General features: G+C 64.3%; 20 protein-coding genes and 1 pseudogene. 6 read left to right on the top strand and 15 right to left on the bottom strand.

Going from position 1 to position 24,095, the window contains the following annotated elements; all coding sequences use genetic code 11:
* Positions 1-13 precede the first annotated feature (13 nt).
* From QRN54_RS17075 to QRN54_RS17065, 3 genes are read left to right on the top strand one after another with little or no spacing between them, the layout of a single operon-like run.
* Positions 14-841, top strand: a complete 828-nt coding sequence (locus QRN54_RS17075; protein ID WP_065455737.1) for a DUF3097 domain-containing protein — start codon at positions 14-16, stop codon at positions 839-841.
* Positions 842-883: 42 nt separating this feature from the next.
* Positions 884-1,315: an NfeD family protein gene (locus QRN54_RS17070; protein WP_003944877.1), complete on the top strand. Its 432-nt coding sequence runs from the start codon at positions 884-886 to the stop codon at positions 1,313-1,315.
* On the top strand, positions 1,315-2,598 hold the full coding sequence (locus QRN54_RS17065) for an SPFH domain-containing protein (RefSeq protein WP_030536387.1): 1,284 nt from the start codon (positions 1,315-1,317) through the stop codon (positions 2,596-2,598). The genes QRN54_RS17070 and QRN54_RS17065 overlap by 1 nt, the downstream gene beginning before the upstream one ends.
* A gap of 43 nt (positions 2,599-2,641) precedes the next feature.
* Here QRN54_RS17065 and QRN54_RS17060 read toward each other — a convergent pair whose 3' ends face one another.
* From QRN54_RS17060 to QRN54_RS17050, 3 genes are read right to left on the bottom strand one after another with little or no spacing between them, the layout of a single operon-like run.
* Entirely contained in the window at positions 2,642-3,175 is a 534-nt protein-coding gene (locus QRN54_RS17060; RefSeq protein ID WP_003944797.1) for a hypothetical protein, read from the bottom strand.
* Between the two features lie 55 nt (positions 3,176-3,230).
* Positions 3,231-3,827, bottom strand: coding sequence for a hypothetical protein (locus QRN54_RS17055; protein ID WP_042449124.1), 597 nt, complete (start codon positions 3,825-3,827; stop codon positions 3,231-3,233).
* Positions 3,828-3,858: 31 nt separating this feature from the next.
* On the bottom strand, positions 3,859-4,566 hold the full coding sequence (locus tag QRN54_RS17050; RefSeq protein WP_058038785.1) for a TVP38/TMEM64 family protein: 708 nt from the start codon (positions 4,564-4,566) through the stop codon (positions 3,859-3,861).
* A 423-nt stretch (positions 4,567-4,989) separates the two neighbouring features.
* Here QRN54_RS17050 and mutA point away from each other — a divergent pair, with 423 nt between their 5' ends.
* From mutA to meaB, 3 genes are read left to right on the top strand one after another with little or no spacing between them, the layout of a single operon-like run.
* Positions 4,990-6,885 carry a methylmalonyl-CoA mutase small subunit gene (mutA, locus tag QRN54_RS17045; RefSeq protein WP_047270407.1) on the top strand — a complete coding sequence of 632 codons (1,896 nt, stop codon included), beginning with the start codon at positions 4,990-4,992 and terminating at the stop codon, positions 6,883-6,885.
* Positions 6,882-9,134 carry a methylmalonyl-CoA mutase gene (gene scpA, locus QRN54_RS17040; RefSeq protein ID WP_003944912.1) on the top strand — a complete coding sequence of 751 codons (2,253 nt, stop codon included), beginning with the start codon at positions 6,882-6,884 and terminating at the stop codon, positions 9,132-9,134. Before mutA ends, scpA begins: the two co-directional genes overlap by 4 nt.
* A gap of 17 nt (positions 9,135-9,151) precedes the next feature.
* On the top strand, positions 9,152-10,144 hold the full coding sequence (meaB, locus tag QRN54_RS17035; RefSeq protein ID WP_007727819.1) for a methylmalonyl Co-A mutase-associated GTPase MeaB: 993 nt from the start codon (positions 9,152-9,154) through the stop codon (positions 10,142-10,144).
* Positions 10,145-10,206: 62 nt separating this feature from the next.
* On the opposite strand, the gene QRN54_RS17030 is transcribed toward meaB, so the two are convergent.
* From QRN54_RS17030 to QRN54_RS16975, 12 genes and pseudogenes are all read right to left on the bottom strand, one after another.
* Positions 10,207-11,154, bottom strand: a complete 948-nt coding sequence (locus tag QRN54_RS17030) for a sulfite exporter TauE/SafE family protein (protein ID WP_007727818.1) — start codon at positions 11,152-11,154, stop codon at positions 10,207-10,209.
* A 231-nt stretch (positions 11,155-11,385) separates the two neighbouring features.
* Entirely contained in the window at positions 11,386-12,420 is a 1,035-nt protein-coding gene (locus QRN54_RS17025; protein ID WP_285182516.1) for a nucleoside hydrolase, read from the bottom strand.
* A complete protein-coding gene (locus QRN54_RS17020) occupies positions 12,413-12,889 on the bottom strand; it encodes an OsmC family protein (RefSeq protein WP_007727816.1) in 477 nt (158 codons plus the stop codon). Before QRN54_RS17020 ends, QRN54_RS17025 begins: the two co-directional genes overlap by 8 nt.
* 31 nt (positions 12,890-12,920) lie before the next feature.
* Positions 12,921-14,234, bottom strand: coding sequence for a CoA transferase (locus tag QRN54_RS17015; RefSeq protein ID WP_081557870.1), 1,314 nt, complete (start codon positions 14,232-14,234; stop codon positions 12,921-12,923).
* Between the two features lie 18 nt (positions 14,235-14,252).
* The gene (locus QRN54_RS17010) at positions 14,253-15,131 is read right to left on the bottom strand and encodes a hypothetical protein (protein ID WP_030536382.1); all 879 of its coding nucleotides are present in this window, start codon (positions 15,129-15,131) and stop codon (positions 14,253-14,255) included.
* 3 nt (positions 15,132-15,134) lie between these two features.
* Positions 15,135-16,223, bottom strand: coding sequence for a hemolysin family protein (locus tag QRN54_RS17005; protein ID WP_003944826.1), 1,089 nt, complete (start codon positions 16,221-16,223; stop codon positions 15,135-15,137).
* Positions 16,216-17,598, bottom strand: coding sequence for a hemolysin family protein (locus QRN54_RS17000; RefSeq protein WP_003944847.1), 1,383 nt, complete (start codon positions 17,596-17,598; stop codon positions 16,216-16,218). The genes QRN54_RS17005 and QRN54_RS17000 overlap by 8 nt, the downstream gene beginning before the upstream one ends.
* Before the next feature lie 311 nt (positions 17,599-17,909).
* Complete coding sequence (locus QRN54_RS16995; protein ID WP_020969620.1) at positions 17,910-19,346, bottom strand: GuaB1 family IMP dehydrogenase-related protein; 1,437 nt, start codon at positions 19,344-19,346, stop codon at positions 17,910-17,912.
* 3 nt (positions 19,347-19,349) lie between these two features.
* A complete protein-coding gene (locus QRN54_RS16990; protein ID WP_003944968.1) occupies positions 19,350-20,231 on the bottom strand; it encodes a DMT family transporter in 882 nt (293 codons plus the stop codon).
* Between the two features lie 4 nt (positions 20,232-20,235).
* Positions 20,236-21,738, bottom strand: coding sequence for a DEAD/DEAH box helicase (locus tag QRN54_RS16985; protein ID WP_214514290.1), 1,503 nt, complete (start codon positions 21,736-21,738; stop codon positions 20,236-20,238).
* A 62-nt stretch (positions 21,739-21,800) separates the two neighbouring features.
* Positions 21,801-23,258: an NADP-dependent phosphogluconate dehydrogenase gene (gnd, locus tag QRN54_RS16980; RefSeq protein WP_007730904.1), complete on the bottom strand. Its 1,458-nt coding sequence runs from the start codon at positions 23,256-23,258 to the stop codon at positions 21,801-21,803.
* Between the two features lie 217 nt (positions 23,259-23,475).
* Positions 23,476-24,095, bottom strand: a pseudogene (locus QRN54_RS16975) (DEAD/DEAH box helicase); the annotation flags it as partial.

Here is a 24,095-nt window from a genome sequence, read left to right as displayed (position 1 = left end):
AGCGTGATCCGGCGTGAGCGGTGGCAACGGATACGGTGACATTTTTGCGGGTCATACCCGCAAACAGAAGCGCGTGACGCCTGAAGTGGCGGCCGAGCGTGATCTTGTCGTCGAGGATGCGGCGACGGGATTCTGCGGTGCGGTAGTCGGTTTCGAGCGCACGTACGACGGCGATTTCGTGCGACTCGAGGACGGTCGTTCCCGGACGCGGTTGTTCGCGATGCGCGAGGCGGCCTTCCTCATCGACGGCTCACCGGTCACCCTCGTACGCCCGGCCCCCAAGCCCGTGTCCACCAAACCCGCACGGTCGGCTTCGGGTTCGACGCGAGTCGAAGGCTTACGCGCCCGCACGGCACTGCCCAGCCGGATCTGGGTGGAGGGAGTACACGATGCTGCCCTCGTCGAGCGGGTGTGGGGTCACGATCTTCGCGTCGAAGGTGTTGTCGTCGAACATCTCGAAGGACTCGACAATCTGGGGGAGCGGCTTGCCGAATTCGGGCCTGGTCCCGGCCGCCGCGTCGGGGTCTTGGTCGACCACCTGGTCACCGGTTCTAAGGAAACCCAACTGACTCAGGGCCTCGGCCCGGACGTGTTGGTGACCGGGCACCCGTACATCGACGTGTGGGAGGCCGTTCGTCCCAAATCTGTCGGAATCGCCTCCTGGCCGAAGATTCCACGCGGCGAGGATTGGAAGACGGGAATCTGCCGCGAACTGGGCTGGGGGACACCTCAGGAGGGCTGGCGGCGGGTCTACAACTCGGTCGAGAGCTTCCGCGATCTGGAAGCTCCTTTGATCGGTGCAGTCGAACAACTTGTCGATTTCGTTACCGAGCCGAACTGACGTAGCGGCGGCCTGGGTCACACATTCTGGTTAGATGGTGTTGTGGCTGCACTTATTTGGCTGATCGGAGCACTGGTGCTCGCCGGGGCCGAAGCACTGGTGGGGGATTTCTTCCTGCTGATGCTCGCCGGTGGGGCGCTCGCTACTGCCGGTGTCAGTGCTGTCACCGACTTCCCGGTGTGGGTCGACGCCGTCATGTTCGGAGTGTTCTCCGCCGCCCTCGTCCTGGGCGTGCGACCGATCATGTTGCGTCGCTTCGGTAGTCCGCCGCCGACCCCGACCGGAATACAGGCACTCGAAGGTAAGCACGCTCTGGTTCTGGAAGAAGTGGGCGAGCATTCCGGGCAGGTCAAGTTGGACGGCGAGGTGTGGACTGCCAGGCCGTACGACACTACCGAGGTGTACCCGCCGGGTACCAAGGTGACGGTGATGGAAATCAACGGCGCAACAGCAGTCGTCTGGAGGGGACCTTAATGGCAGCACTCATAGTGCTCGGTGTGTTGGTGCTATTCGTGATCTTGGTGGTCGCGAAGTCGGTAGCACTGGTACCGCAGGCAGAAGCCGCGGTGATCGAGCGGCTCGGTAGGTATTCGAAGACGGTGTCCGGGCAGCTCACGTTCTTGATCCCGTTCGCCGATCGTGTGCGCGCCAAGGTGGATCTTCGTGAGCGGGTGGTCTCCTTCCCACCGCAGCCGGTGATCACCCAGGACAACCTGACACTGTCCATCGACACGGTGGTGTACTTCCAGGTCACCAATCCGCAAGCTGCGGTGTACGAGATCAGCAACTACATCGCTGCCGTCGAGCAGTTGGCGACCACCACGCTGCGAAACGTCGTCGGTGGAATGACCCTCGAAGAGACGCTTACCTCGCGTGATTCCATCAACGGTCAGCTTCGTGGTGTCCTCGACGAGGCGACCGGTCGCTGGGGCCTGCGAGTGGCCCGCGTCGAGCTCAAGAGCATCGATCCGCCGCCCTCGATCCAGGAGTCGATGGAAAAGCAGATGAAGGCGGACCGCGAGAAGCGCGCGATGATTCTGACGGCTGAAGGTCACCGCGAATCCGCTATCAAGACCGCCGAGGGTGCCAAGCAGAGCCAGATTCTTTCTGCCGAGGGAAACAAGCAGGCCTCGATCCTCAACGCCGAGGGTGAGCGTCAGTCCCAGATCCTTCGTGCTCAAGGTGACCGCGCGGCCAAGTACTTGCAGGCTCAAGGCGAGGCCAAGGCCATCGAGAAGGTTTTTGCTGCAATCAAGTCCGGTAAGCCGACTCCGGAATTGCTTGCATACCAGTATCTTCAGACGTTGCCGCAGATGGCGCAAGGCGATGCGAACAAGGTGTGGCTCGTACCCAGCGACTTCGGTGACGCGCTGAAGGGATTTGCCAAAACGCTTGGCGCGCAAGGGCAGGATGGCGTTTTCCGGTACGAGCCGCCGGCCGCCGAAGAGAATCTTCCCAATCCTGAGGACGATTCAGCCGAGGTGGCGGAGTGGTTCGAGACCAAATCCGATCCGGCTATCGCGGAAGCAGTGCGCGCTGCTGAAGTTGCTGCACGCACACCGGTCGAAGACCCGGCAGCTGCGGTCAGGCACCGCCGTGAGAGTGCGCCCGAGCAGCCTGGATTCGTAGATCCCGCGTTGCCACAGCAGGGCGAAAATCCTTGGCCGGGTCAGTTGCCGCTGCCGCCCGAGCGTGAAGATTTCCAGCAGAAGTACCCGTACCAGGGGCAGCCGCCCGAGGGTGGCCAGCGCCAGTAGACGCCTCTCGTAGCGAACGTTGATCGGGACGGGCACTCATCACCTACGTGATGAGTGCCCGTCCCGTTCCGCATACGGCGATCGCCCAGAGGACACTGACGAAGGTTCCCATGATGAACTGCTCGGACGCATGAGGTTCGCGAAGTTCCGGGTACCGCGCGAGCCCCTTGACTGCCAAGACGATCGCGATGCCTTCCGGCCAGGTTGCGAGAATCGATGCCGCCACCGCGAGCCGTTCGAGGATGCCGATCACACGTCCGCCGCGAAGAGGTCCGGCGTCCGGTGCCGGGCTCCCGTCCGGTTGGCGACGCGCGATCTTGAAGGTGGCAAGTACCAACGGTGCACCGGCCGTGGCGGCGGCAAGTACGCACAGGACAAGCGTCGCCCCGAGAGCGAAACCGGTGACCGGGGTCGTTCGGGTCGATGCCAGTGCGGCAACACCCAGCGCCGGAAGAGCCACCACGGACGACGCCCATTCGGGGACTTCGAGTCGACCACGACTGAGCGGTCCCAGTGCCGCTGCAACTGCTGGTGCCGCGGCGGCGACGGCGAGCGCGATCAACGCCAGAACGACCATGTATTCGAGCCCCCTGCTGTGTCGACGAGTTTGTACCGGTGCGAGCGTGAGCAGTCTAGGGCTGGAGTCTGACCAAAAGTCGTTCTGCGAGTCTGCGCCCGGCGAGTTCTGCGTGCCACCCGGCTGTCAGGAGTCGCTTGGACATGGCCTGTTTGGTGATTCCGAGGTGGGCCGCTGCGCTGACCTGAGTGAGTCCGCTGTCCATCAGGGCGATGGCTTCGCGTCCGTCCTTCGTCTGTCTCGTGACGATCGTTCCGAGCAAGGTGAACGCGGCATCGACATCTGCGGCGAGTTCGTCGCGTGAGCTATCCGCCGGCGCCTGTTCGACGGCAATTCTGGCCGGAGCTCGCTTGGCTCGCTCGACGGCGATCCGAGCAGCTTCGAATGCCGGTCCGCGTCCGGCCCGGGTCTGCCGTGGGAGAGGCTGCTCGACGGGACCGATCCCGATCCCGACACTCCAGTGCTCGCGCCGAATCAGCTCGAGTGCGACGAGGACGAGTAGCGCCGGATCGTCGGTCACCGCTTGAATCTCGTCGCCCGCTGTGCGCTCGAACGGCCGCAGGAGCCTGCAATCGGCCATGTCGTCGATGATGTCCCCGACGCGGTCGACATCCCGTCGGCTACCTCGCTGATCCACCGTCAGTACAAACATTAGTCAATGCTAGATAGTTGACTTTCAATAGTCAATCGTTTTGGGTTGACTCAATCAAATCAACCTCTTGGGGTTGACCGTTGTCAACGATGGTTTCGCCCGGTGAAGGCTGACGGCGAGCGTCGAACACCAGACCGGCGATGCCGATCGCAATGCAGATCCCGGACAGAATCAGGAGACGAGGATCGGCTTCGCCGGAGAGCGCATCGCCCAGAACGACAATCCCAACAGTGCCGGGCAAGATGCCGACGACGGTGGCAAGGATGTAGGGCACGATCCGGATCGACGAAATGCCGCAGCAGTAGTTCACCACCGAGAAGGGGACAAACGCGATCAAGCGCAGAGAGCCGACGGCCAGCCACCCCCGCTTTTCGATCCGCTCGTCCACCCGCCGGATCGTCGGACTCGAAATCCGTTGCCACACGACGTCGCGGCCGATGGCGCGGACCAGGTAGAGGGCCAGAACGGCGCTCACAGTCGTTGCCGCCACAGTAAGGGCGATGCCGGTTGCCGAGCCGAAGAGAACCCCCGCGCTGAGCGTGAAGACGGTGCGCGGGAACGGCGCGACGGTGACTATCGAATGAACCAGGAAGAACACGAGGGGAAACGCCGGGCCAACCGAGTCCGCCCACTCGCGTACCTGGGACACCGTGGGATGTGGGGCGAGGAGGGCTGCGAGGAACAAAGCGAGCACTACCAGGACTATTGCGATCAATCTTCGGTCCAGCAGGCGTCCCATCACAGGTCACAAGGCTACCTGTGAACGGTGAACCGGGCCGACTGCCGACCCGCAATCGTGAGTCGAACATCGCCACGGGGGCGGGAAAGCGACGTGCTCCAGGCGACAATGAAACGGCGCTGTGACGAAAACCACTAGGCTTTCGGAGTGGCCTTCACCTGCAGTCCCGGCCAGTGAAACGAACTCGCGGGTAACCCGTAAACATGCTGAACAATCGCTAGGTAAGGGCCGGTCACACGTGCACGAACGACCGAATCTGCACGTCGTCTGACCGGTCGGAAAGTGGCCGCGAACAGCCCTGTGAAGAACATGACGTGATCCTCACGATATCTGGGCTCAACCGCGGGTTAGCATCACAGAACTAACGAACAAATCCGATTATCGGTAAAGCGCTCACGCAAAAAATGAGAGGGAGCGGACACAGTGTCATTAGCTTCAGAAGCCGAGGCTGTCGAGCAGGCGTACGCGGAGTGGCAGCGCTCCGTAGCCGGTGTGCTCGCCAAGTCCCGCAGAGTCGATGCGGCAGAACTGGGCCCCGAGCCACAGAAACTGCTCGAAACCGTCACCTACGACGGTGTCACTGTCGCACCGCTCTACAGCCCACGCGACGAGCGTCCCGAGCAGAGCTTGCCGGGCACGTTTCCGTACGTGCGTGGCGTCGACGCTCACCGTGATGTCAATGCCGGTTGGTTGGTTTCCGCTGCATTCGGAACCGCCTCGGCGGCCGAGACCAATCGCGCCATCCTGGACGCCCTCGAAAACGGAGTCAGCGCACTCTGGTTGAAGGTGGGCGCCGACGGCGTTCCGGTCACCGACCTCGCCGCTGCGCTCGAGGGCGTGCTTCTCGACCTCGCACCGCTCACGCTCGATGCAGGCGCAGCGACAAACGATGCAGCCCGAGCACTCATCTCACTCCTCGATGCACGCAGCGAAGCCGGCGACGGTGTCAGCGATCGCAGCAGTATCCGAGTTCACCTCGGTGCAGCACCGCTGACCAGTTCGTTCTCCGGCGCAGCCGACGTCGAATTTGCAGGCGCAGTCGAGTTGGCCGCCCTCGCCGCCGCTCGTGCGGAAACCGTGCACGCGATCACCGTGGACGGCACGGCCTTTCACAACGCGGGTGCCGGCGACGCCGAAGAACTCGGAGCCGCAATCGCCGCCGGCCTCGAGTACCTCCGTGCACTCACCGCCCAGAGCGGCCTGACCATCGGTGCTGCGTTGTCGCAGTTGGCTTTCCGCTACGCGGCAACCGACGATCAGTTCCAGACCATCGCGAAGTTCCGCGCCGCACGTCTCGTATGGGCACGCATCGCCCAGGTCTGCGGAGCTTCCGATTTTGGTGGAGCGCCGCAGCACGCAGTCACCTCCGCCGCGATGATGGCTCAGCGTGATCCCTGGGTGAACATGCTGCGCACGACCCTCGCTGCATTCGGCGCCGGCGTCGGCGGAGCAGATGCAGTGACTGTTCTTCCGTTCGACGTCGCCCTGGCCGACGGCACCCTCGGTGTCAGCAAGTCCTTCTCCTCGCGCATCGCGCGCAACACACAGCTGCTCCTGCTCGAGGAGTCGCACCTGGGCCGTGTCCTCGATCCGTCGGCCGGGTCTTGGTACGTCGAGGACCTGACACAGCAGATCGCCGCCACCGCGTGGGAGTTCTTCCAGGAAATCGAAGCAGCCGGCGGATATCTGGCGGCACTCGAAGCGGGAATCGTCTCCGGTCGCATCGCCGCTACCAAGGCCAAGCGCGACTCCGACATCGCACACCGCAAGACCACGGTCACCGGTGTCAACGAGTTCCCGAACCTCGGCGAAACGCCGCTGTCCGCCGAAGCCGTCGAGCCCGGCCAGTCCGTCGCCCGCTACGCAGCTGCATTCGAAGCGCTTCGTGACCGTTCGGACGCGTTCCTCGCCGCCGGCGGCGCCCGTCCCACTGCGCTTCTCGCGCCGCTGGGCTCGGTTGCAGAACACAACGTGCGCACCACGTTTGCGTCCAACCTGCTCGCTTCGGGTGGTATCGACGCAGTCAACCCCGGCCCGCTCGAGGTGGGCGCCGAAGCCATCTCCGCTGCAGTCAAGGCTTCCGGTGCCACCGTCGCCGTGCTGTGCGGCACGGACAAGCGCTACGGCGAGAGCGCCGCAGCGGCCGTCGCCGAACTTCGCGCCGCCGGCATCGCCAAGGTGCTGCTCGCAGGACCGGAGAAGGCAGTCGCCGACGCGACCGGCGATTCTCGCCCGGACGGATTCCTCACCGCCCGCATCGACGCAGTGTCGGCTCTGACCGAACTGCTCGACTTCATCGAGACGGGAAGCTCCAAGTGACGACACGAGAGGTCAAGCACGTGATCGGCAGTTTCGCCGAGGTCCCACTCGAGGACCCGCAGTCTCCGGCACCCACACCGCCGTCGGTCGAGCAGGCCCAGGCGCTCATCGAAGAGGGCGCCAACGCCAATAACTACGCCGCCGAGCAGGTTGTCTGGTCCACCCCGGAAGGCATCGACGTCAAGCCGGTGTACACCGGTGCGGACCGCACGGCCGCCGCCGAGTCGGGTTACCCGCTCGACAGCTTCCCGGGCGCAGCGCCGTTCCTGCGTGGTCCGTACCCGACCATGTACGTGAACCAGCCGTGGACCATTCGCCAGTACGCCGGATTCTCCACTGCCGCGGAGTCGAATGCGTTCTACCGTCGTAACCTCGCGGCCGGTCAGAAGGGCCTCTCGGTCGCCTTCGACCTCGCTACACACCGCGGCTACGACTCCGATCATCCTCGCGTTGCCGGTGACGTCGGAATGGCCGGTGTCGCAATCGATTCCATCCTCGACATGCGTCAGCTCTTCGACGGAATCGACCTCTCGCAGGTGTCGGTCTCGATGACGATGAACGGCGCCGTGCTGCCGATTCTCGCGCTGTACGTCGCTGCGGCAGGCGAGCAAGGTGTCACTCCGGACAAGCTGGCCGGAACGATCCAGAACGACATCCTCAAAGAGTTCATGGTTCGTAACACCTACATCTATCCGCCGAAGCCCTCGATGCGGATCATCTCGGACATCTTCGCGTACTCCAGCGCGGAAATGCCGAAGTACAACTCCATCTCGATCTCGGGCTACCACATCCAGGAAGCCGGAGCGACGGCCGATCTGGAACTGGCGTACACCCTCGCCGACGGCGTCGAGTACATCCGCGCCGGCCTCGACGCCGGTATGGACATCGACAAGTTCGCACCTCGCCTGTCCTTCTTCTGGGCCATCGGCATGAACTTCTTCATGGAGGTCGCCAAGCTCCGCGCCGGACGCCTCCTGTGGGCCGAGCTTGTTGCCAAGTTCGATCCCAAGAGCGCGAAGTCTCTCTCGCTGCGTACCCACTCGCAGACCTCCGGCTGGTCCCTGACCGCGCAGGACGTCTTCAACAACGTTCCGCGTACCTGCGTCGAAGCCATGGCTGCCACCCAGGGCCACACTCAGTCCTTGCACACCAACGCACTCGACGAAGCGATCGCATTGCCGACGGACTTCTCCGCCCGCATCGCCCGTAACACCCAGTTGCTGCTGCAGCAGGAATCCGGCACCGTGCGTCCCATCGACCCGTGGGGTGGCTCGTACTACGTCGAGTGGCTCACCAACGAACTCGCCAACCGGGCTCGTAAGCACATCGAAGAGGTCGAGGAAGCCGGCGGAATGGCTCAGGCCATCAACGAAGGCATCCCGAAGCTGCGCATCGAGGAAGCTGCCGCCCGCACCCAGGCACGCATCGACTCCGGTCGGCAGCCGCTCGTCGGCGTCAACAAGTACGTTCCCGACGAGGTCGACACCATCGAAGTTCTCAAGGTCGAGAACTCCAAGGTCCGCAAGGAACAGCTCGAGAAGTTGGTTCGTCTTCGCGCGGAACGTGATCCGGAAGCCGTCGAGGCCGCACTGGCGAACCTCACTCGCGCTGCCGCATCCACCGAAGGCGGCATGGAGAACAACCTCCTCGCCCTCGCTGTCGTCGCCGCCCGCGCGATGGCTACCGTCGGCGAGATTTCCGACGCCCTCGAAAAGGTGTACGGACGCCACCAGGCCGAGATCCGCACCATCAGTGGTGTGTACCGCGACGAGGCAGGAACGGTGAGCAACATCAGCAAGGCGATGGAACTGGTCGAGAAGTTCGCCGAGGACGAGGGACGTCGTCCCCGCATCCTCGTCGCGAAGATGGGCCAGGACGGTCACGACCGTGGCCAGAAGGTCATCTCCACGGCCTTCGCGGACATCGGATTCGACGTCGACGTCGGACCGCTGTTCCAGACCCCCGAAGAGGTCGCCAATCAGGCGGCCGACAACGACGTCCACGTAGTCGGTGTGTCGTCGTTGGCCGCCGGTCACCTCACCTTGGTGCCGGCGCTGCGGGAGGCTCTGGCTGCGGCCGGTCGTCCCGACATCATGATCGTCGTCGGCGGCGTCATTCCGCCCGGTGACTTCGACGAACTCTACGAGGCCGGCGCTGCTGCCATCTTCCCGCCCGGCACCGTCATCGCCGACGCTGCCAGCGGATTGTTGGAGAAGCTCTCCGCCCAACTGGGTCACGACAACAGCTGAGAAGGGGGTCACTGAAGATGGCACGTCAGCCCATCGACATTGATTCCCTCGCCGAGGCGGTGCGCGGAAATCAGCGTGCCGGCCTCGCTCGGGCGATCACCCTCGTCGAGTCCACTCGCGACGACCACCGGGCCCTCGCGCAGCAACTTCTACTGAAGTTGCTGCCGGAGGCCGGGGGAGCGCACCGGATCGGCATCACCGGCGTTCCCGGCGTCGGCAAGTCGACCTTCATCGACGCGCTCGGAATGTACTTGCTGAGCAAGGGACATCGGGTTGCGGTGTTGGCGGTCGATCCGTCGTCCACCCGCACCGGCGGCTCGATTCTCGGCGACAAGACACGCATGGCTCGGCTCACCGTCGAACCGAATGCGTACATCCGGCCGTCACCGACGTCCGGCACGCTCGGTGGTGTTGCCAAGGCAACCCGCGAGACCATCGTGCTTCTCGAAGCTGCCGGTTTCGACGTCATCCTGGTGGAAACGGTGGGTGTCGGCCAGTCCGAAGTCACTGTTGCCAACATGGTGGACTGCTTCACGTTCCTGACCCTCGCTCGTACCGGTGATCAGCTCCAGGGCATCAAGAAGGGTGTCCTCGAGCTCGCAGATCTGGTGGCGGTCAACAAGGCCGATGGCAAGCATGAGCGCGAGGCAAAGGGCGCTGCCCGCGAATTGGCGGGTGCGCTTCGCCTGATCTACCCGCACGACGCCATCTGGAAGCCGCCCGTCATCACGATGAGCGGTCTCGAAGGTGTCGGGCTGGACGAGTTCTGGGGAACTGTCACCAAACACCGTGAGGTGCTCACCGAAGCAGGACAGTTCGAGGAGAAGCGTCGCAAGCAACAGGTCGATTGGACCTGGACGATGGTCAACGATCAGCTGCTACGCAGGCTCTCGAGCAACGATCGGGTGCGTGCGATCCGGGCCGACGTCGAGCAGAGCGTGCGTGACGGTTCGCTGACGGCAGCGTTGGCGGCGGGGCGAATTCTCGACGCGTTCGACGGAAGCAACTAGCGCGGAAAGAACAAAATCCCGGGTATCCGAGCGCGGATACCCGGGATTTCTTCTGTGACGAGCTATCGTTCGCGTTTGACTGCAGGCTCGGTGAGTTCGGTCTCGACAGCGAGTTCGACTCCCGTGAAATCGCCTTCTGCCTCGGCCGGGGTGAGCGTGGACCGCTTCCACGCGTAGAACAGCAGCGCTGCCCACGCGCCGAGAATGGTCAGGTAACCGGCCACTGTGACCGCCCCGGTGATGTCGAAAGATTTGAACAGCTTCTGTGCGTTGGTCAACACGATGACGCCGCCCACCGCCGTTCCGAGCAAGGTTGCAGGTACGCGGCTGACCAGCCACGCCGCGAACGGAGCTGCGATGACACCGCCGAGCGCGAGACCGGCGACAACGAGGAGGTTTCCCGCCGACTCACGTCCCAATCCGACAAGGAATCCCAGCGACGCGGCTGACGCGACCAGAAACTCCGAGGCGCTGACCGAGCCGATCACGGTGCGCGGCGCGGTCTTTCCTCGTGAGAGCAGCGTGCTGGTGGTGATCGGACCCCAACCACCACCGCCGGATGCATCGATGAAACCACCGAACAGGCCGAGTGGGGACAGGAAACGTGCAGTGTGCGGGGTGGTACGAGCGTCCGCGACGGCCGGTGGGCGGACCGAAAAGCGTAGTGCCACATAGATACCGATGGCCAGCAGGATCGTCGCCGTGATGGGGACTGCCGCTTCGGTGGACAGACCCGAGAGCACAGTTGCGCCGATGAATGCACCGACTGCGCCGGGCACACCGAGCTTGGCGACGAGCTTCCAGTCGATGTTCTTGAACTTCCAATGCGACACACCCGAAGCGAGGGTGGTGCCGACCTCGGCCAGGTGAACAGCGGCGCTGGCCTGAGCCGGACCGAGGCCACCGATCATCAACAGAGTGGTTGCGGTGACACCGAAGGCCATACCGAGGGCGCCGTCGACGAGCTGGGCGCCGACGCCGACAAGGGTGAACAAAAGAAGGTTGAACATGAGAAGACAGACTCCGAGCGAAGAAGCGACAAAGTCAGGGGTGCAGGCAGCGAGAAATCGCCGCTCAGCAACACGCCTGATCGAAGCATGCGCTACGACGAGTGGGCCAGAACGCCATCAATCCGAGCGCAAATGCCGGGGAGGCATCGTGGCTGGAAATCTGCACGTCAGGTCCTTTGTTCTCGTTCGTTGGTGTTCTGTCCATGCGAGCATAGCCGGTGACCGGCTCGGTCAACCCACGACGCGGGCGTAATTTCCCACTCGGTGGACAAGTCGATCGAAGAATTCCGCCGGATCGGTTCTGACCGCGATATCCGCGTTGGGCTCACGCTGCCAGTGCCCGACCCAGTCCGCGACCGTCGTTCCGATCAGCAGTGGACTCTCGGTTTCGACATCTACCGTTGCCGGTTTCAGCGTCGCCAGGCTCGGATCGAGCGCGACGGCAGCAGCGAAGGGATCATGCATGTGAGCAAGAAATCCCTGGTCGTATTCACGGTGGAATTCCATGTAGAACCGGATTGCGTCGGACATATGCCTGATCACGCTGTTGGACGCGGAACTGCGGACGTCGGGACCGTCGTCAGGCGAGATGATCTCTTCCGGGGTGCTCCCGGCAGCTTCGGCGAGCCGACGCACATGTTCGGGGAACATCTCGATGGATTCGGTGACGTTGAGGCCGCAGATGATCGGGCGCCGGTGCGCGGGTACGACGGAGAACGCGTCGAACACCTCCTTGGCGGCGTGCGGATCCACCGAGACGTTCCACTCCGCGGTCGGCGTCGTGTTGCCCGGATAGTTGAACGACCCACCCATCACTACCAGTCGCTTCAGCAGAGACGGCAGATCGGGTTCACGTCTGATCGCCAAGGCCAGGTTGGTGAGCGGCCCCGTCACCAGCCCGGTGAGTTGTCCGGGGTACTCCCGGACGAGATCCACCCAGAGGTCGGTGGCGGTTCGGACCGAGCGCTTGCGACACGAATCGGGGAGGACCGCATGGCCGATTCCTTGCGGACCGTGAGTCTCCTCGGTGGTGCGCAACGGTATGACCAATGGCTCGCGGGCGCCGAGTGCAACCTCGATGTCCGGGGCGCCGCAGAGCGCAAGCCAGTTCAAGTTGTTGGCCGCGACCTGTTCCACCGGAACGTTGCCGGCGGTGCTCGCAATCCCCAGTATCTCGGCTTCGGGGCTGGCAAGGAGATAGAGAAGCGCCAACGAGTCGTCGATACCGGTGTCGACGTCGACGATGAGCTTGTGCATGTCACTCATCGGTGGCCACCAGGATCGTCGGGGAATGCAGGACGGGGAAGTTCACCGACCGAGCGATGAAGCACTTCGTGTGTGCGGGGCCGTGAAGCTCCTGGGCCTTCTCGACCATCGACGCCTCCGCGACCAACACCGTCGGATTCAACGTCACTTCGATGAACTGGCCGCCGCCATCGGATTCCTCGATCATGCTGCCGACCGGCTGATCGCTGTAGTCGAGAACGACGACCCCAGCGGCAGCTGCCAGCCCGAGGTACCAGAGCATGTGGCACTGGGCGAGGGAGGCAACGAGCAGTTCCTCGGGGTTCCATCGCTGCGCGTCACCGCGGAACGAGGGATCGGAGCTGCCGAGAAGTTCCGGCTTTCCGACCGCGGATATTGCATGATTGCGCGAATATCCCTGCGTGCTGGACGTTCCGGTTCCCAGATCGCCCGTCCACTGAAGGTCGAGTGTGTAGGTATGTGACTTCACAGGTCCATCTTGCCCTGAATGTGCCGGTCCCTCAGTGTGCCCACTCCGCGCGATCCGATCCCCACGGATGCGCCGGTTCGGGGTAGTCCTCGAACTCTGCCAGCGCGGGTCGTGCGGTGGTCACGTCGGCATGGTTGACAACAACATTCAGGCCGGGAGCCGTCGGCAGACCAGGATGGGCGGTTCGGCCGGGTGCGTCGAGAAGACGGGACCCGGTGCTGGCCAATGACACGTCGACATCGCGGCCACGGCCGTCCTGCGAGCGCAGCGTCAACGCGTCGAGGATCCCCGCTGCCAGGAAGTATCCGGTCGAGTGGTCGAGTGCCTGCGCCGGAAGTGCGCCAGGGTTCTCACCGCCCTCGAGGAACGAAATGCCGGACGCGGCCTGCACAATGCTGTCGAAGCCGCGGCGATTCGCCCACGGACCTTCCCATCCCCATGCGCTGACGCGCCCGTGAATCAGGTGGGCGGGAAGATCCTGCCCGATGAGCGCTTCGAGTGCACCCGGCCGGTAGCCGGTGACCAGTACGTCTGCGGTTTCGAGGAGTTCTCGGAACGCTGTCGCTCCCGCCGAGGACTTCAGGTCGAGAAGCGCCGACCGCTTGCCCTGTCCACTGTCGAGGTGCTGCCATCCGATCTCGGGGATCGCCGGAGGGTCGATCCGCAGAACGTCAGCGCCGACCAACGCCAGGGCACGCGTCGCGACCGGACCGGCGATGACGCGGGTCAGGTCGAGAACACGTGGGCGCGTCGGATGCGTGCGGGGTTTTCCCTCGTCGCGTACTCGGATGGATACCAGAGGCTCAGACCTCGCAGCTGCGCACTGCTCACTCAGGCGCCACTCGGTCTCGGTACGAACACGGACCGCGATGGCTCCGATCTCGGCGGCCTGCTGCTCGATCTCGATGGCGCTGAGTTCGGATATACGTTGCGCCACTGCATCTTTGGGTGATCCATGATCGAGCTCGAGGACGGCGAGCAGGCGGTCGCGATGGTGCGGATAGTTGCCGTGCGTGCGGACCCAACCGTCGCGGGCGGCAAAGAACCCCGAGTGCTCGGAGAACCCGTTGATCGGCTCGCCGCCGATCCGGAACAGTCGATCGCTCGAGAAGGACGCGGCGATGCGCTCGGGATCGAGGGTCCAGTATCCGTCGCCCGGGCCGGTTGACCGATGAATCGCCGAGGCGAACGCCGCTACCGAGCCCGCAGCGAGGTCGAACACCGGCAAGTGCGCCGCAAGGAAACCCGCCGAGTCCGGGCATTCGATGTGCCCGCGTCGGTCGTCGCTGTGCACCCCGACGTCACGCTGGTATTCGTCGAGATAGAACCCGTACCCGTGATCCATGCGACGCCTTTCGGCAGTTCAGTGGCCGAGAAGCTCCCGGCACTTCTCTGCCAGCGTATCGCGGAGCGGCGCAGCACGATCCGCCAACTGTTGTTGCTGACGCACGTATTCGGCGCGGCCCGCGGGAGTTTCGATACGAATGGGGGAGTACCCGTACTCGGCGAGGTCGTATGGGCTCGCGCGCATGTCGAGTTCACGGGCCAGGAGCGCGTGTTCGAAGCACCGCATCACCAGGTCGGAATCGACGAGTGGCAACAATTTGAAGCTCCACTTGTACAGGTCCATACCGGCGTGCAGGCAGCCCGGCTGTTCGTGATCGATCTGAGTTTCGCGTGCAAGCGGGAGCGAGTTCTTGGGGGCCGCGTCCGGTGTGAAGAACCGGAACGCGTCGTAGTGCGTGCATTTGAGTGGCAGGGATTCGACGACCGCGTCGGTACCGGCGAACCCGAGTCGCAGCGGCACCGACTGGTGACGGATTGCGTCCTCGCCCCCGCGATAGACCATCGCCCATTCGTGGAGGCCGAAGCAACCCAGCACAGCGGGCCGCGCAGACGTCTGATTCAACAGATTCCACACGAATTCGACTGTGTGACGCCGACGCTCCAGCACTGAGGCCTCGACCGTCGCGGTACCCGACTCGTCGACGCGGTAGCCGGAGAAGGCTGCGTATTCGGCGGCGTTCTCGAGCGCGACTCCGTACCCGGGGTGCCAGCGGCGCAGTTGGGCGGGTTTGAAGTTGTAGTACGTGAAGAGGAAGTCGTGCACCGGGTGAGAGATACCGGCGCTACGACGCGCTCGGTGCGGCTCGACGAGCTTCTCCACCTCCTCGAGGTGAAGTGCCCGCCGAGCCGTCCACTCGCTCTGCGCGAGTGCGAGTGAATGCACCGAACGTGTCATCGATCAGCTGTTTCTTTGTCCGGGAACAGCATCCGTGCCGCGATGCGTGCCATCGCGGACCGTTCCGACGTACTCCTCGAGGAGATCCTCGAGCGCGACGATACCGATCACCACTCCGTCAGCGTCCGTGACAGCGCCGAGGTGCGAGCTGGCCCGACGAAGGCCGGCCAACGCTTCGGCCAGCGGTGTGCTGAGCGGAACGATGGGCAGCGGCCGGATATCCGACGTCGGAACGACGGTGTCCGGTCCAGCGGCCTCGTCGAGCACCTCGTCGAGCACGTCCTTGAGGTGCACGTACCCAGCCAGCGATCCGTCGCTCGCTCGCACCGGGTAACGCGAGTATCCGGTCTCGATGACCGCACGCTCGATCTCACCCAGTGTTGTTCCCGACGGTGTGAGGGGAATGGTCCGCACCTTGTCGAGAGTGATCAGGACCTCGGAGACGGTCCGATCGGTCGATTCGAGTGCCTGCTTCAACCGCCGGTGTTCTTCGGCGTCGATCAGACCTTCGGATCGCGATTCACCGATCATCGCGGACAACTCCACCGCCGAGACCGTGACGTCGAGTTCGTCCTTGGGTTCGACGCGCAGGAGCTTGAGCACTCCGTTCGCGCACAGGTTGTAGAACGCGATGATCGGGCGAGCGATCTTGATGAACGCCAGATGCACGGGAACGAGCAGCATGGCCGTCTTCTCGGGGCCGGCCAACGCGATGTTCTTGGGCACCATCTCGCCGAGCAGGATGTGCAGCACGACGACGAGCGACAGCGCGATGGCAAACGAGATCGGGTGCAGCAATCCGTCGGGCAGGCCGACGGCTTCCATCGGCACCTCGAGGAGGTGCGCAATGGCGGGCTCGGCGACCTTACCGAGGAGGATCGAGCAGATCGTGATGCCCAGCTGAGCCGCCGCAAGCATGAGCGAGAGGTTCTCACCGGCCTTGATGACTGTGAGCGCCCGCTTCTTGCCTTGCGCGACCAGTGCTTCGAGACGGTCACGTCGTGCGGAGATCAGTGCGAACTCCGCACCGACGAAGAATGCATTGCCGGCGAGCAGCACGACGGTGAGGAGTACACCGAAGAGGTTATTCATCGTCGGACTCCTTCTTGCTGTCGTCTGCGGATTCGGGTTCGACGTAAGCGGGGACCGGCGTGATGGTCACCCGGTCGATACGGCGGCCGTCCATGCCGGTCACTCGTGCAATCCACTTTCCGCGCGAATCACCGGACGAGTCGACGTCGGGCAATTCCACCTCGTCACCCTCGTCGGGGATGCGGCCCAGTTCGGTGAGCACCAAACCGCCGAGCGTGTCGTAGTCGCCTTCGGGAGCGGTGTACCCGGTAGCCGAAGTGACCTCGTCGATGCGCAGGAGGCCGGAGCACGACCATCCGTCGCCGACGCGCTGCACGTCGAGTTCGGGTTCGTCGTGTTCGTCGCGCACATCGCCGACGATTTCCTCGATGAGGTCTTCCATCGTGACGATGCCGGCAGTTCCGCCGTACTCGTCGACGACGAGCGCAACCTGCATACCGTCCGAGCGGATTCGCTCCATGACGGTGTCTCCGTCCAGGCTCGACGGCACGACGGGAACACGTTGAGCCAGACTGTCGACGCGCGTCGTGCGCCTGCGCTCGGCCGGAACGGTGAACGCGTGCTTGATGTGTACGACGCCGACCGTGTCGTCGAGATCGCCGCGAACGACCGGGAAGCGCGAATAGCCGGTCCGCGACGCCGTCACGATCAGGTCTGCGACGGTGTCCGAGAGTTCCAGCGATTCGATCTTCACTCGCGGAGTCATCAGCTCTTCTGCCGTGCGGTCACCGAACTGCAGTGAACGGTCGACGAGCATCGCCGTGCCCTTGTCGATGGACCCGCGCTGCGCGGACGTCCGCACGAGGGACCCGAGTTCCTGCGGTGATCGCGCGGAGCGCAATTCCTCCGCGGGTTCGATGCCCAGGCGTCGCACGATCCAGTTGGCGGTTCCGTTGAGGCCGTTGATGGCCCACCGGAAGATCAGCGAGAACCCTGCTTGCAGGCCCGCAGTCGCGCGGGCGGTGGGCATCGGCTTGGAGATTGCGAGGTTCTTCGGTACGAGCTCACCGAAGATCATGGAGAACGAGGTCGCGATCACGAGCGCCAGGATCAAAGACGTTGTCGAGGCCGCGGATTCACTGAGCCCGACGGCCTTCGTGACCGGTGTGATGAACCGTGCCAGGACCGGCTCGGCCAGGTAACCGGTGATCAGGGTTGTGATCGTGATGCCCAGCTGAGCGCCGGAGAGCTGGAACGAAAGAGTCTTGTGCGCGTGTTGAACCTGCCGCGAGCGTCGGTCGCCGCCACGAGCAGCTTCGTCGACGGTGCTGCGTTCGAGCGCGGTCAGTGAGAATTCGGCCGCCACGAAGAGGGCGGTGCCTGCAGTCAGCGCGATGAAGCCGACCAGGCTGAGAATGGTGAAAACGATGTCCATGTGTCATCGCCACCTGAGATGTGCACGGGGGCCGCCGGGTTTGTCTCCCGGCTCGCTAGAGGAGCCCTCCGAACCGGCGGAATCAGAAGATTCCTCGGATAAAACGACGGGTGTAGCGCCGGGTAAGTGTGTGGGTGCCTCGGGCACCGGGTTCCTTTCGTCAGAGCCGAGTAGTTCTCGGCTGTAGCGGGCTCGGTCGGGTCGCCGAAGGGCACCCGACCGAGTTTTGTTTTCTGTTTACGGATCCAATGATACCGGCGGGTGCCCAGGAGTAGGGACCCGAGCACCCGCCGACAGTCACAGAACGTGGTTCACCAACCAGACGGAAGCGGCCGTCCTTCGGCAAATCCGGCGGCGGACTGCACGCCCAGAACGGCCTTCTCGTGCAGCTCCTCGAGAGAGCGCGCACCCGCGTACGTGCAGGTACTGCGCACGCCGGAACAGATCTGATCGATCAGGTCCTCGACTCCGGGGCGCTCGGGATCGAGACGCATCCGCGAACTGGAGATGCCTTCCTCGAACAATCCCTTACGGGCGCGATCGAAAGCCGTTTCGGTGGCTGTGCGAGCGGCAACAGCGCGCTTGGAGGCCATACCGAAGCTCTCCTTGTACGCGTTGCCCGCCTGATCGACTTTGAGATCGCCGGGGGACTCGTATGTGCCGGCGAACCACGAGCCGATCATGACGTTCGACGCGCCCGCCGCGAGGGCGAGTGCAACGTCGCGGGGGTGTCGAACGCCGCCGTCGGCCCAGACGTGCTTGCCGAGCTCACGTGCCGCTGCAGCACATTCCGCGACGGCCGAGAACTGCGGGCGTCCGACGCCGGTCATCATGCGAGTCGTGCACATGGCTCCGGGTCCGACGCCGACCTTGACGATGTCCGCGCCTGCGGCGATCAGATCACGGGTTCCCTGTGCGGAGACCACGTTGCCTGCGACCAACGGGACGCCGAGATCGAGCGCCTTGAGGGTGGTGAGTGCATCGATCATTCTCTGCTGGTGACCGTGAGCCGTGTCCACGACGATCACGTCGGCACCGGCGTCGACGAGTGCCTTGGCCTTGGCGCCCACGTCACCGTTCACACCGACCGCCGCAGCGACCCGGAGTGCGCCGCGCTCGTCGACTGCGGGGTCGTAGATGCCGGCACGGATCGCGCCGGTGCGGGTGAGGACGCCGGCAAGAGTCCCGTCTTCGTTGACGATGACCGCCAGCGGATCATGCTTGGTTTCGAGCAGTTCGAAGACCTCACGCGGTGTGGCGGTGACCGGGGCCGTGACGAAGTCGGTGATCGCGACGGTACGGAGGCGAGTGAACCGATCGACATCCGCGCAGGCAGCCTCGGTGACGACACCGAGAGGCTTACCGTCCTCGACCACCACGACCGCGCCGTGAGCGCGCTTGGGAAGCAGCGCCAGCGCATCGGAGACGGCGTCGTCCGGACTCAGCGTGACCGGCGTATCGGCGACGAGGTGGCGGCTCTTGACGAACGCCACGGTCTCGGCGACAGCTTCGGTGGGGACGTCCTGCGGAATGATGACCAGTCCGCCGCGGCGGGCGACAGTCTCCGCCATGCGGCGGCCGGCGACTGCGGTCATATTGGCGACCACGACGGGAATGGTCGTTCCGGATCCGTCGGAAGAATTGAGATCGACGTCGAATCGAGAGGTGACCTCGGTCCGGTTAGGGACGAGGAAGACGTCGTCGTAGGTCAGGTCGTATGGGGGGCGTTGCCCTTCGAGGAACTGCACGTTTCACGAGCCTACCGTCGATTCCGCCGTAGCGCCCTCGGTATCGCGCGCTTGTGAGCGGGAGAGGGCGATCGTGGTCATGATCATGACGGCGACGGCGCACCCGATGAGAGCAATTCCGGGACCGTCGACGCGAAGGCGTTCGTCGAGCACTGTCATCCCCAGGAAGATGGCCGCGATCGGCTCGCCGATCGTCAGGGCGGGTAGCGACGCCGACAGCGGCCCGACCTGGAACGCGCGCTGTTGCAGGTAGACCCCGATTGCGCCCGAGGCGATCAGCGCCCACGTCTGCCATGCCGAAATCACCCCGACGACGCCGTGGCCGAGTAGGTCGGTGACGTACTTGGTGAATGCGACGGCGACGCCGTAGAAGATGCCTGCCGCAGAGCCGAGAAGCAGTGCGCGCCAGCCGCCGTCGAGTTTGGACAAGCCGCCGACAGTTGCGGCCACGGCCACTGCGACCGTAATCGTCAGGGGCACAGCCCAATCCGACCATGGAGCATTGCTGTCTCCCTCGGTGGGATCGCCGACGACGAGGAAGATCGCCAAGGAAATCGCGAGCATGATCGCCAGTGACCACGCGGAACGGGTGATGCGGATTCCCGAGAATTTGGCCGAGAGAGGCAGCGCGAACAGCAACGAGGTCACGATCAGCGGCTGCACCACCAACACCGAACCCAACGACAGTGCAACGGCCTGCATGACGTACCCGCCGCCGTCACCGATCAACCCGGCCCACCACCGAGGACTGCGAATCAACGACGCCACCAACGCCTCGCCCTCGGGAACCGCGGACGCCGCCCGTTGCTGAGCGACCGAAGCGCACGCGAAGAGCAGTGCAGCGAGAAGTGCGCAGAGAACCGAGATCAGTGGAAGATCACCCATTCCCTCAGTGTGCGCGCTTGCCCGCCCGATTTCCGGCAGACGGCTTTCCTGCGCCGGGTGCGCCGCGACGCGGGGTCAAGCCCTTGGACGCCAGACGCTCCGAACGGGTCGGGACCGGAGTGCCGTCCGCACGGATCTTCTTCACACTCTTCGGATCGGTGACGCGCCGCGAGGAGGCGGCGCGCTTGTCGCCGTCCTTCTTCATCCGGCCTCCGGCAGCGGTCCGGCCTGCAGTGTCGTGTTCCTGACGGCCACGCTTGGCGGTGTGCTTGACGGCAACCGTCGTATCGGGAGCCTCGACCGGAATTCCCGTCGGCTCCATCGCACCGGTGATGCGCGTGAGTTCAAGATCGTCAGGACGAACCCGCACACCGTGAACCTTGATGCCTGCCTGCTTGGTCAACTTCTCGACCGAGTCACGTTCTTCGTCGGTGACGATGGTGACGACGACGCCTGATTCCCCGGCGCGTGCCGTCCGGCCGGCCCGGTGCAGGTAGTCCTTCGCCTCGGCCGGGGGATCGACGTGAACGACGAGCGTCACGTCGTCGACATGGATTCCGCGCGCGGCGACATCGGTGGCGACCAGGACCGGTGTTGTCCCGTCGGAGAACGACGCGAGGGTCTTGGTCCGATTGTTCTGCGTCTTGCCGCCGTGCAGAGCCCCGGCCGAGACGCCGATCAAATGCAGTTGCTGCGCAAGACGATCCACACCGTGCTTGGTCTTGACGAACATGATGGTCCGCCCCGCGCGCGAAGCGATATGTGCGACAACGGATCTCTTGTCGTCGCGGTCGACGAAAAGCAGGTGATGCTCCATGGTCGAGACGGTCGCAACCGGGGGAGCAGTCGAGTGCGACGCCGGATTGCGCAGGTAACCCGCGACCAGATCGTCGACCTTGCCGTCGAGTGTCGCCGAAAAGAGAAGACGCTGACCGTCTTTCGGAGTCGTGTCGAGAATCTTCGCAACCTCGTCGATGAAACCCATGTCTGCCATGTGGTCGGCTTCGTCGATGGTCGTGATCAGGACGTCGTCGAGAATCACCGACTTCTGGTCGAGTAGGTCGAGTAGGCGCCCGGGGGTCGCGATCAGCAGATCGACGCCGCGGGCAAGGATGTCGGCCTGACGCTTGATCGGAACGCCCCCGACCGCATTTGCCACACGCAAACCGATCTCGGTAGCGGCGTCGTCGAGTGCCTTGTGGATCTGGATCGCCAGCTCACGGGTGGGAGCGAGCACCAAACCGCGCGGACGATTCCGCTTGCTCGCCCCACCCTTGAGGCGCACCAGCATCGGAAGCCCGAAGGCCAGAGTCTTTCCGGAACCCGTCGCACCGCGCCCGAGTACATCCCGACCGGCAAGAACATCGGGGATGGTTGCCGACTGAATGGGGAAGGGGGCATCGATGCCGCTTCGGCGCAACGCGTGCACCATCACGGCGGGGATTCCGAGGTCGACGAACGAACGCCCTTCGGTCGAGGTGGGCGAGTCGATCGTCGATTCCTGCATTTGTCCAGGCTACCGGGTATCGGTAGACGCAGATGACCGCATCTACCGATACCCGCTGTGAATCAGGCCTCGATTTCGCTGCGGTCACCGCTCCACAGTGTGTGGAACTTGCCCGGCTTGTCGATGCGCTCGTAGGTGTGCGCGCCGAAGAAGTCGCGCTGACCCTGAGTCAGGGCGGCCGGCAGACGCTCCGCGCGGAGACCGTCGTAGTACGACAGCGAGGACGCGAACGCAGGTACCGGAATGCCGAGCATCGTCGCGGTGGCGACCACGCGGCGCCAGCTGTCGATGCCTGCCTCGATGGCCTCGCGGAAGTACGGCGCCAGAATCAAGCTCGGCAGGCTCGGATCGGCGTCGAACGCGTCCTTGATGCGGTTGAGGAACTGCGCACGGATGATGCAGCCACCGCGCCAGATCGTCGCCAGGTCGGCAGGCTTGAGGTTCCAGTCGTACTCGGCGCTGCCGGCAGCGATCTGATCGAAGCCCTGCGCGTACGCCACGATCTTCGACGCGTACAGCGCGGCCTGGATGTCGGCGGCAAACTGCTCGGCGTCAGCAGGCTTGTCGCCGAGAGAGCCGGCAGCCAGACCCTGCGCCTGAGCTGCAGCGCGCTGATTGCGGCTACCGGACAGTGCGCGAGCAAACACGGCTTCGGCGATACCGGTGACCGGCACGCCCAGATCCAGAGCGGACTTGACCGTCCAGCGGCCCGTGCCCTTCTGCTCGGCAGCGTCGACGATGACGTCGACCAACGGCTTGCCCGTCTCGGCGTCGACCTGGCGGAGCACCTCGGCGGTGATCTCGATCAGGTAGGACTCGAGGGTGCCCTTGTTCCACTCGGTGAAGACGTCGGCAACCTGACCGGCGTCGTAGCCCAGAGCGTCGCGGAAGAGGTTGTACGCCTCGCCGATGAGCTGCATGTCGGCGTACTCGATGCCGTTGTGCACCATCTTGACGAAGTGACCGCTGCCGTCGGGGCCGATGTGGGTGCAGCACGGGGTGCCGTCGACGTGAGCGGAGATGGACTCGAGAAGCGGGCCGAGAGCCTCGTAGGACTCCTTCGGGCCGCCCGGCATGATCGACGGACCGTTGAGTGCGCCTTCTTCGCCACCGGAGATACCGGCGCCGACGAAGTGCAGTCCGCGGGCGCGGATCGCCGCTTCACGACGGATCGTGTCGGTGTAGAGCGAGTTGCCACCGTCGATGATGATGTCGCCGGGCTCCATGGCGTTTGCGAGCTCTTCGATGACAGCATCGGTCGGGGCGCCGGCCTTGACCATGATCAGGACGCGTCGCGGCTTCTGAAGTGCGGCAACAAACTCCTCGACGGTCTCGGTGCGCACGAAATCGCCCTCGGAACCATGCTCGGCGATCAGGGCATCGGTCTTCGCGATGCTGCGGTTGTGCAGGGCAACGGTGTGACCGTGGCGGGCGAAATTGCGGGCAATATTCGAACCCATGACGGCCAGGCCGGTGACGCCGATCTGAGCTCGGGGTGATTCGGTGCTAGTGGTTGACATGCTTACAGCTTTCCCTCTCGGTCCGCGGCTGTGAAATCCTGCGCTGTGCGCAGCCGAAAACGGTGCGGCCGCGACGCGCGTGAACATCAGACCGTGCATACAAAACACGGATGCAGATCACTTTAATTGCAGTGACCTGCATCCGTCTCGATACAGCTTCCGGCACAGCCGGAAGGTTCTCAGTGTTCAGTTGTCGAGCCGCAGCTCAGCCCAGGTATTACCGCTGATCGCGCTTCGGGCCGTCGAATCCGTCATAGCTACGACGGTCGGTGCGGCTGCGGAAGCCGCCACCGCTGGTCGAGGCTGCACGGTTGTCGCCGCCTTCGCGGTTTCCCTGGTATCCGCCGGAGGAGCGGTTGCCCTGGTAGCCGGTCGAGGGGCGGCTGTCGCGGTCTCCGTAGGACGGACGGCTGTCACGGTTGCCCTGGTAACCACCGCTGGAGCGATCACCCTGGTATCCACCGGAAGAGCGGTTGCCCTGGTATCCGCCGCGGCTCTCGCCGTCACGGTTGCCCTGGTAACCACCCGAAGAGCGGTTTCCTTGGTAGCCGGTCGAGGGGCGGCTGTCGCGGTCTCCGTAGGACGGACGGCTGTCACGGTTGCCCTGGTAACCACCGCTGGAGCGATCACCCTGGTATCCACCGGAAGAGCGGTTGCCCTGGTATCCGCCGCGGCTCTCGCCGTCGCGGTTGCCCTGGTAGCCACCCGAAGAGCGGTTTCCTTGGTATCCGGTCGAGGGGCGGCTGTCGCGGTTGCCCTGGTAACCACCACTCGAGCGATCACCCTGGTATCCGCCGCGGCTCTCGCCGTCGCGGTTGCCCTGGTAGCCACCCGAAG

It is taken from the genome of Rhodococcus sp. MEB032 (assembly GCF_030208925.1).
GTDB classification, from domain to species: domain Bacteria; phylum Actinomycetota; class Actinomycetes; order Mycobacteriales; family Mycobacteriaceae; genus Rhodococcus_F; species Rhodococcus_F qingshengii.
Note: the sequence above shows the minus strand (reverse complement) of the source record. Positions and strands in the feature narration are given on the sequence as shown.

What these genes read in the sequence shown, in the direction of transcription:
- QRN54_RS17065 (WP_030536387.1), top strand. Translation starts at nt 1,315, where the DNA reads ATGGCAGCACTCATAGTGCTCGGTGTGTTGGTGCTATTCGTGATCTTG.
- QRN54_RS17060 (WP_003944797.1), bottom strand. Translation starts at nt 3,175, where the DNA reads ATGGTCGTTCTGGCGTTGATCGCGCTCGCCGTCGCCGCCGCGGCACCA.
- QRN54_RS17055 (WP_042449124.1), bottom strand. Translation starts at nt 3,827, where the DNA reads ATGTTTGTACTGACGGTGGATCAGCGAGGTAGCCGACGGGATGTCGAC.
- QRN54_RS17050 (WP_058038785.1), bottom strand. Translation starts at nt 4,566, where the DNA reads ATGGGACGCCTGCTGGACCGAAGATTGATCGCAATAGTCCTGGTAGTG.
- meaB (WP_007727819.1), top strand. Translation starts at nt 9,152, where the DNA reads ATGGCACGTCAGCCCATCGACATTGATTCCCTCGCCGAGGCGGTGCGC.
- QRN54_RS17030 (WP_007727818.1), bottom strand. Translation starts at nt 11,154, where the DNA reads ATGTTCAACCTTCTTTTGTTCACCCTTGTCGGCGTCGGCGCCCAGCTC.
- QRN54_RS17025 (WP_285182516.1), bottom strand. Translation starts at nt 12,420, where the DNA reads ATGAGTGACATGCACAAGCTCATCGTCGACGTCGACACCGGTATCGAC.
- QRN54_RS17015 (WP_081557870.1), bottom strand. Translation starts at nt 14,234, where the DNA reads ATGGATCACGGGTACGGGTTCTATCTCGACGAATACCAGCGTGACGTC.
- QRN54_RS17010 (WP_030536382.1), bottom strand. Translation starts at nt 15,131, where the DNA reads ATGACACGTTCGGTGCATTCACTCGCACTCGCGCAGAGCGAGTGGACG.
- QRN54_RS17005 (WP_003944826.1), bottom strand. Translation starts at nt 16,223, where the DNA reads ATGAATAACCTCTTCGGTGTACTCCTCACCGTCGTGCTGCTCGCCGGC.
- QRN54_RS17000 (WP_003944847.1), bottom strand. Translation starts at nt 17,598, where the DNA reads ATGGACATCGTTTTCACCATTCTCAGCCTGGTCGGCTTCATCGCGCTG.
- QRN54_RS16990 (WP_003944968.1), bottom strand. Translation starts at nt 20,231, where the DNA reads ATGGGTGATCTTCCACTGATCTCGGTTCTCTGCGCACTTCTCGCTGCA.
- QRN54_RS16985 (WP_214514290.1), bottom strand. Translation starts at nt 21,738, where the DNA reads ATGCAGGAATCGACGATCGACTCGCCCACCTCGACCGAAGGGCGTTCG.
- gnd (WP_007730904.1), bottom strand. Translation starts at nt 23,258, where the DNA reads ATGTCAACCACTAGCACCGAATCACCCCGAGCTCAGATCGGCGTCACC.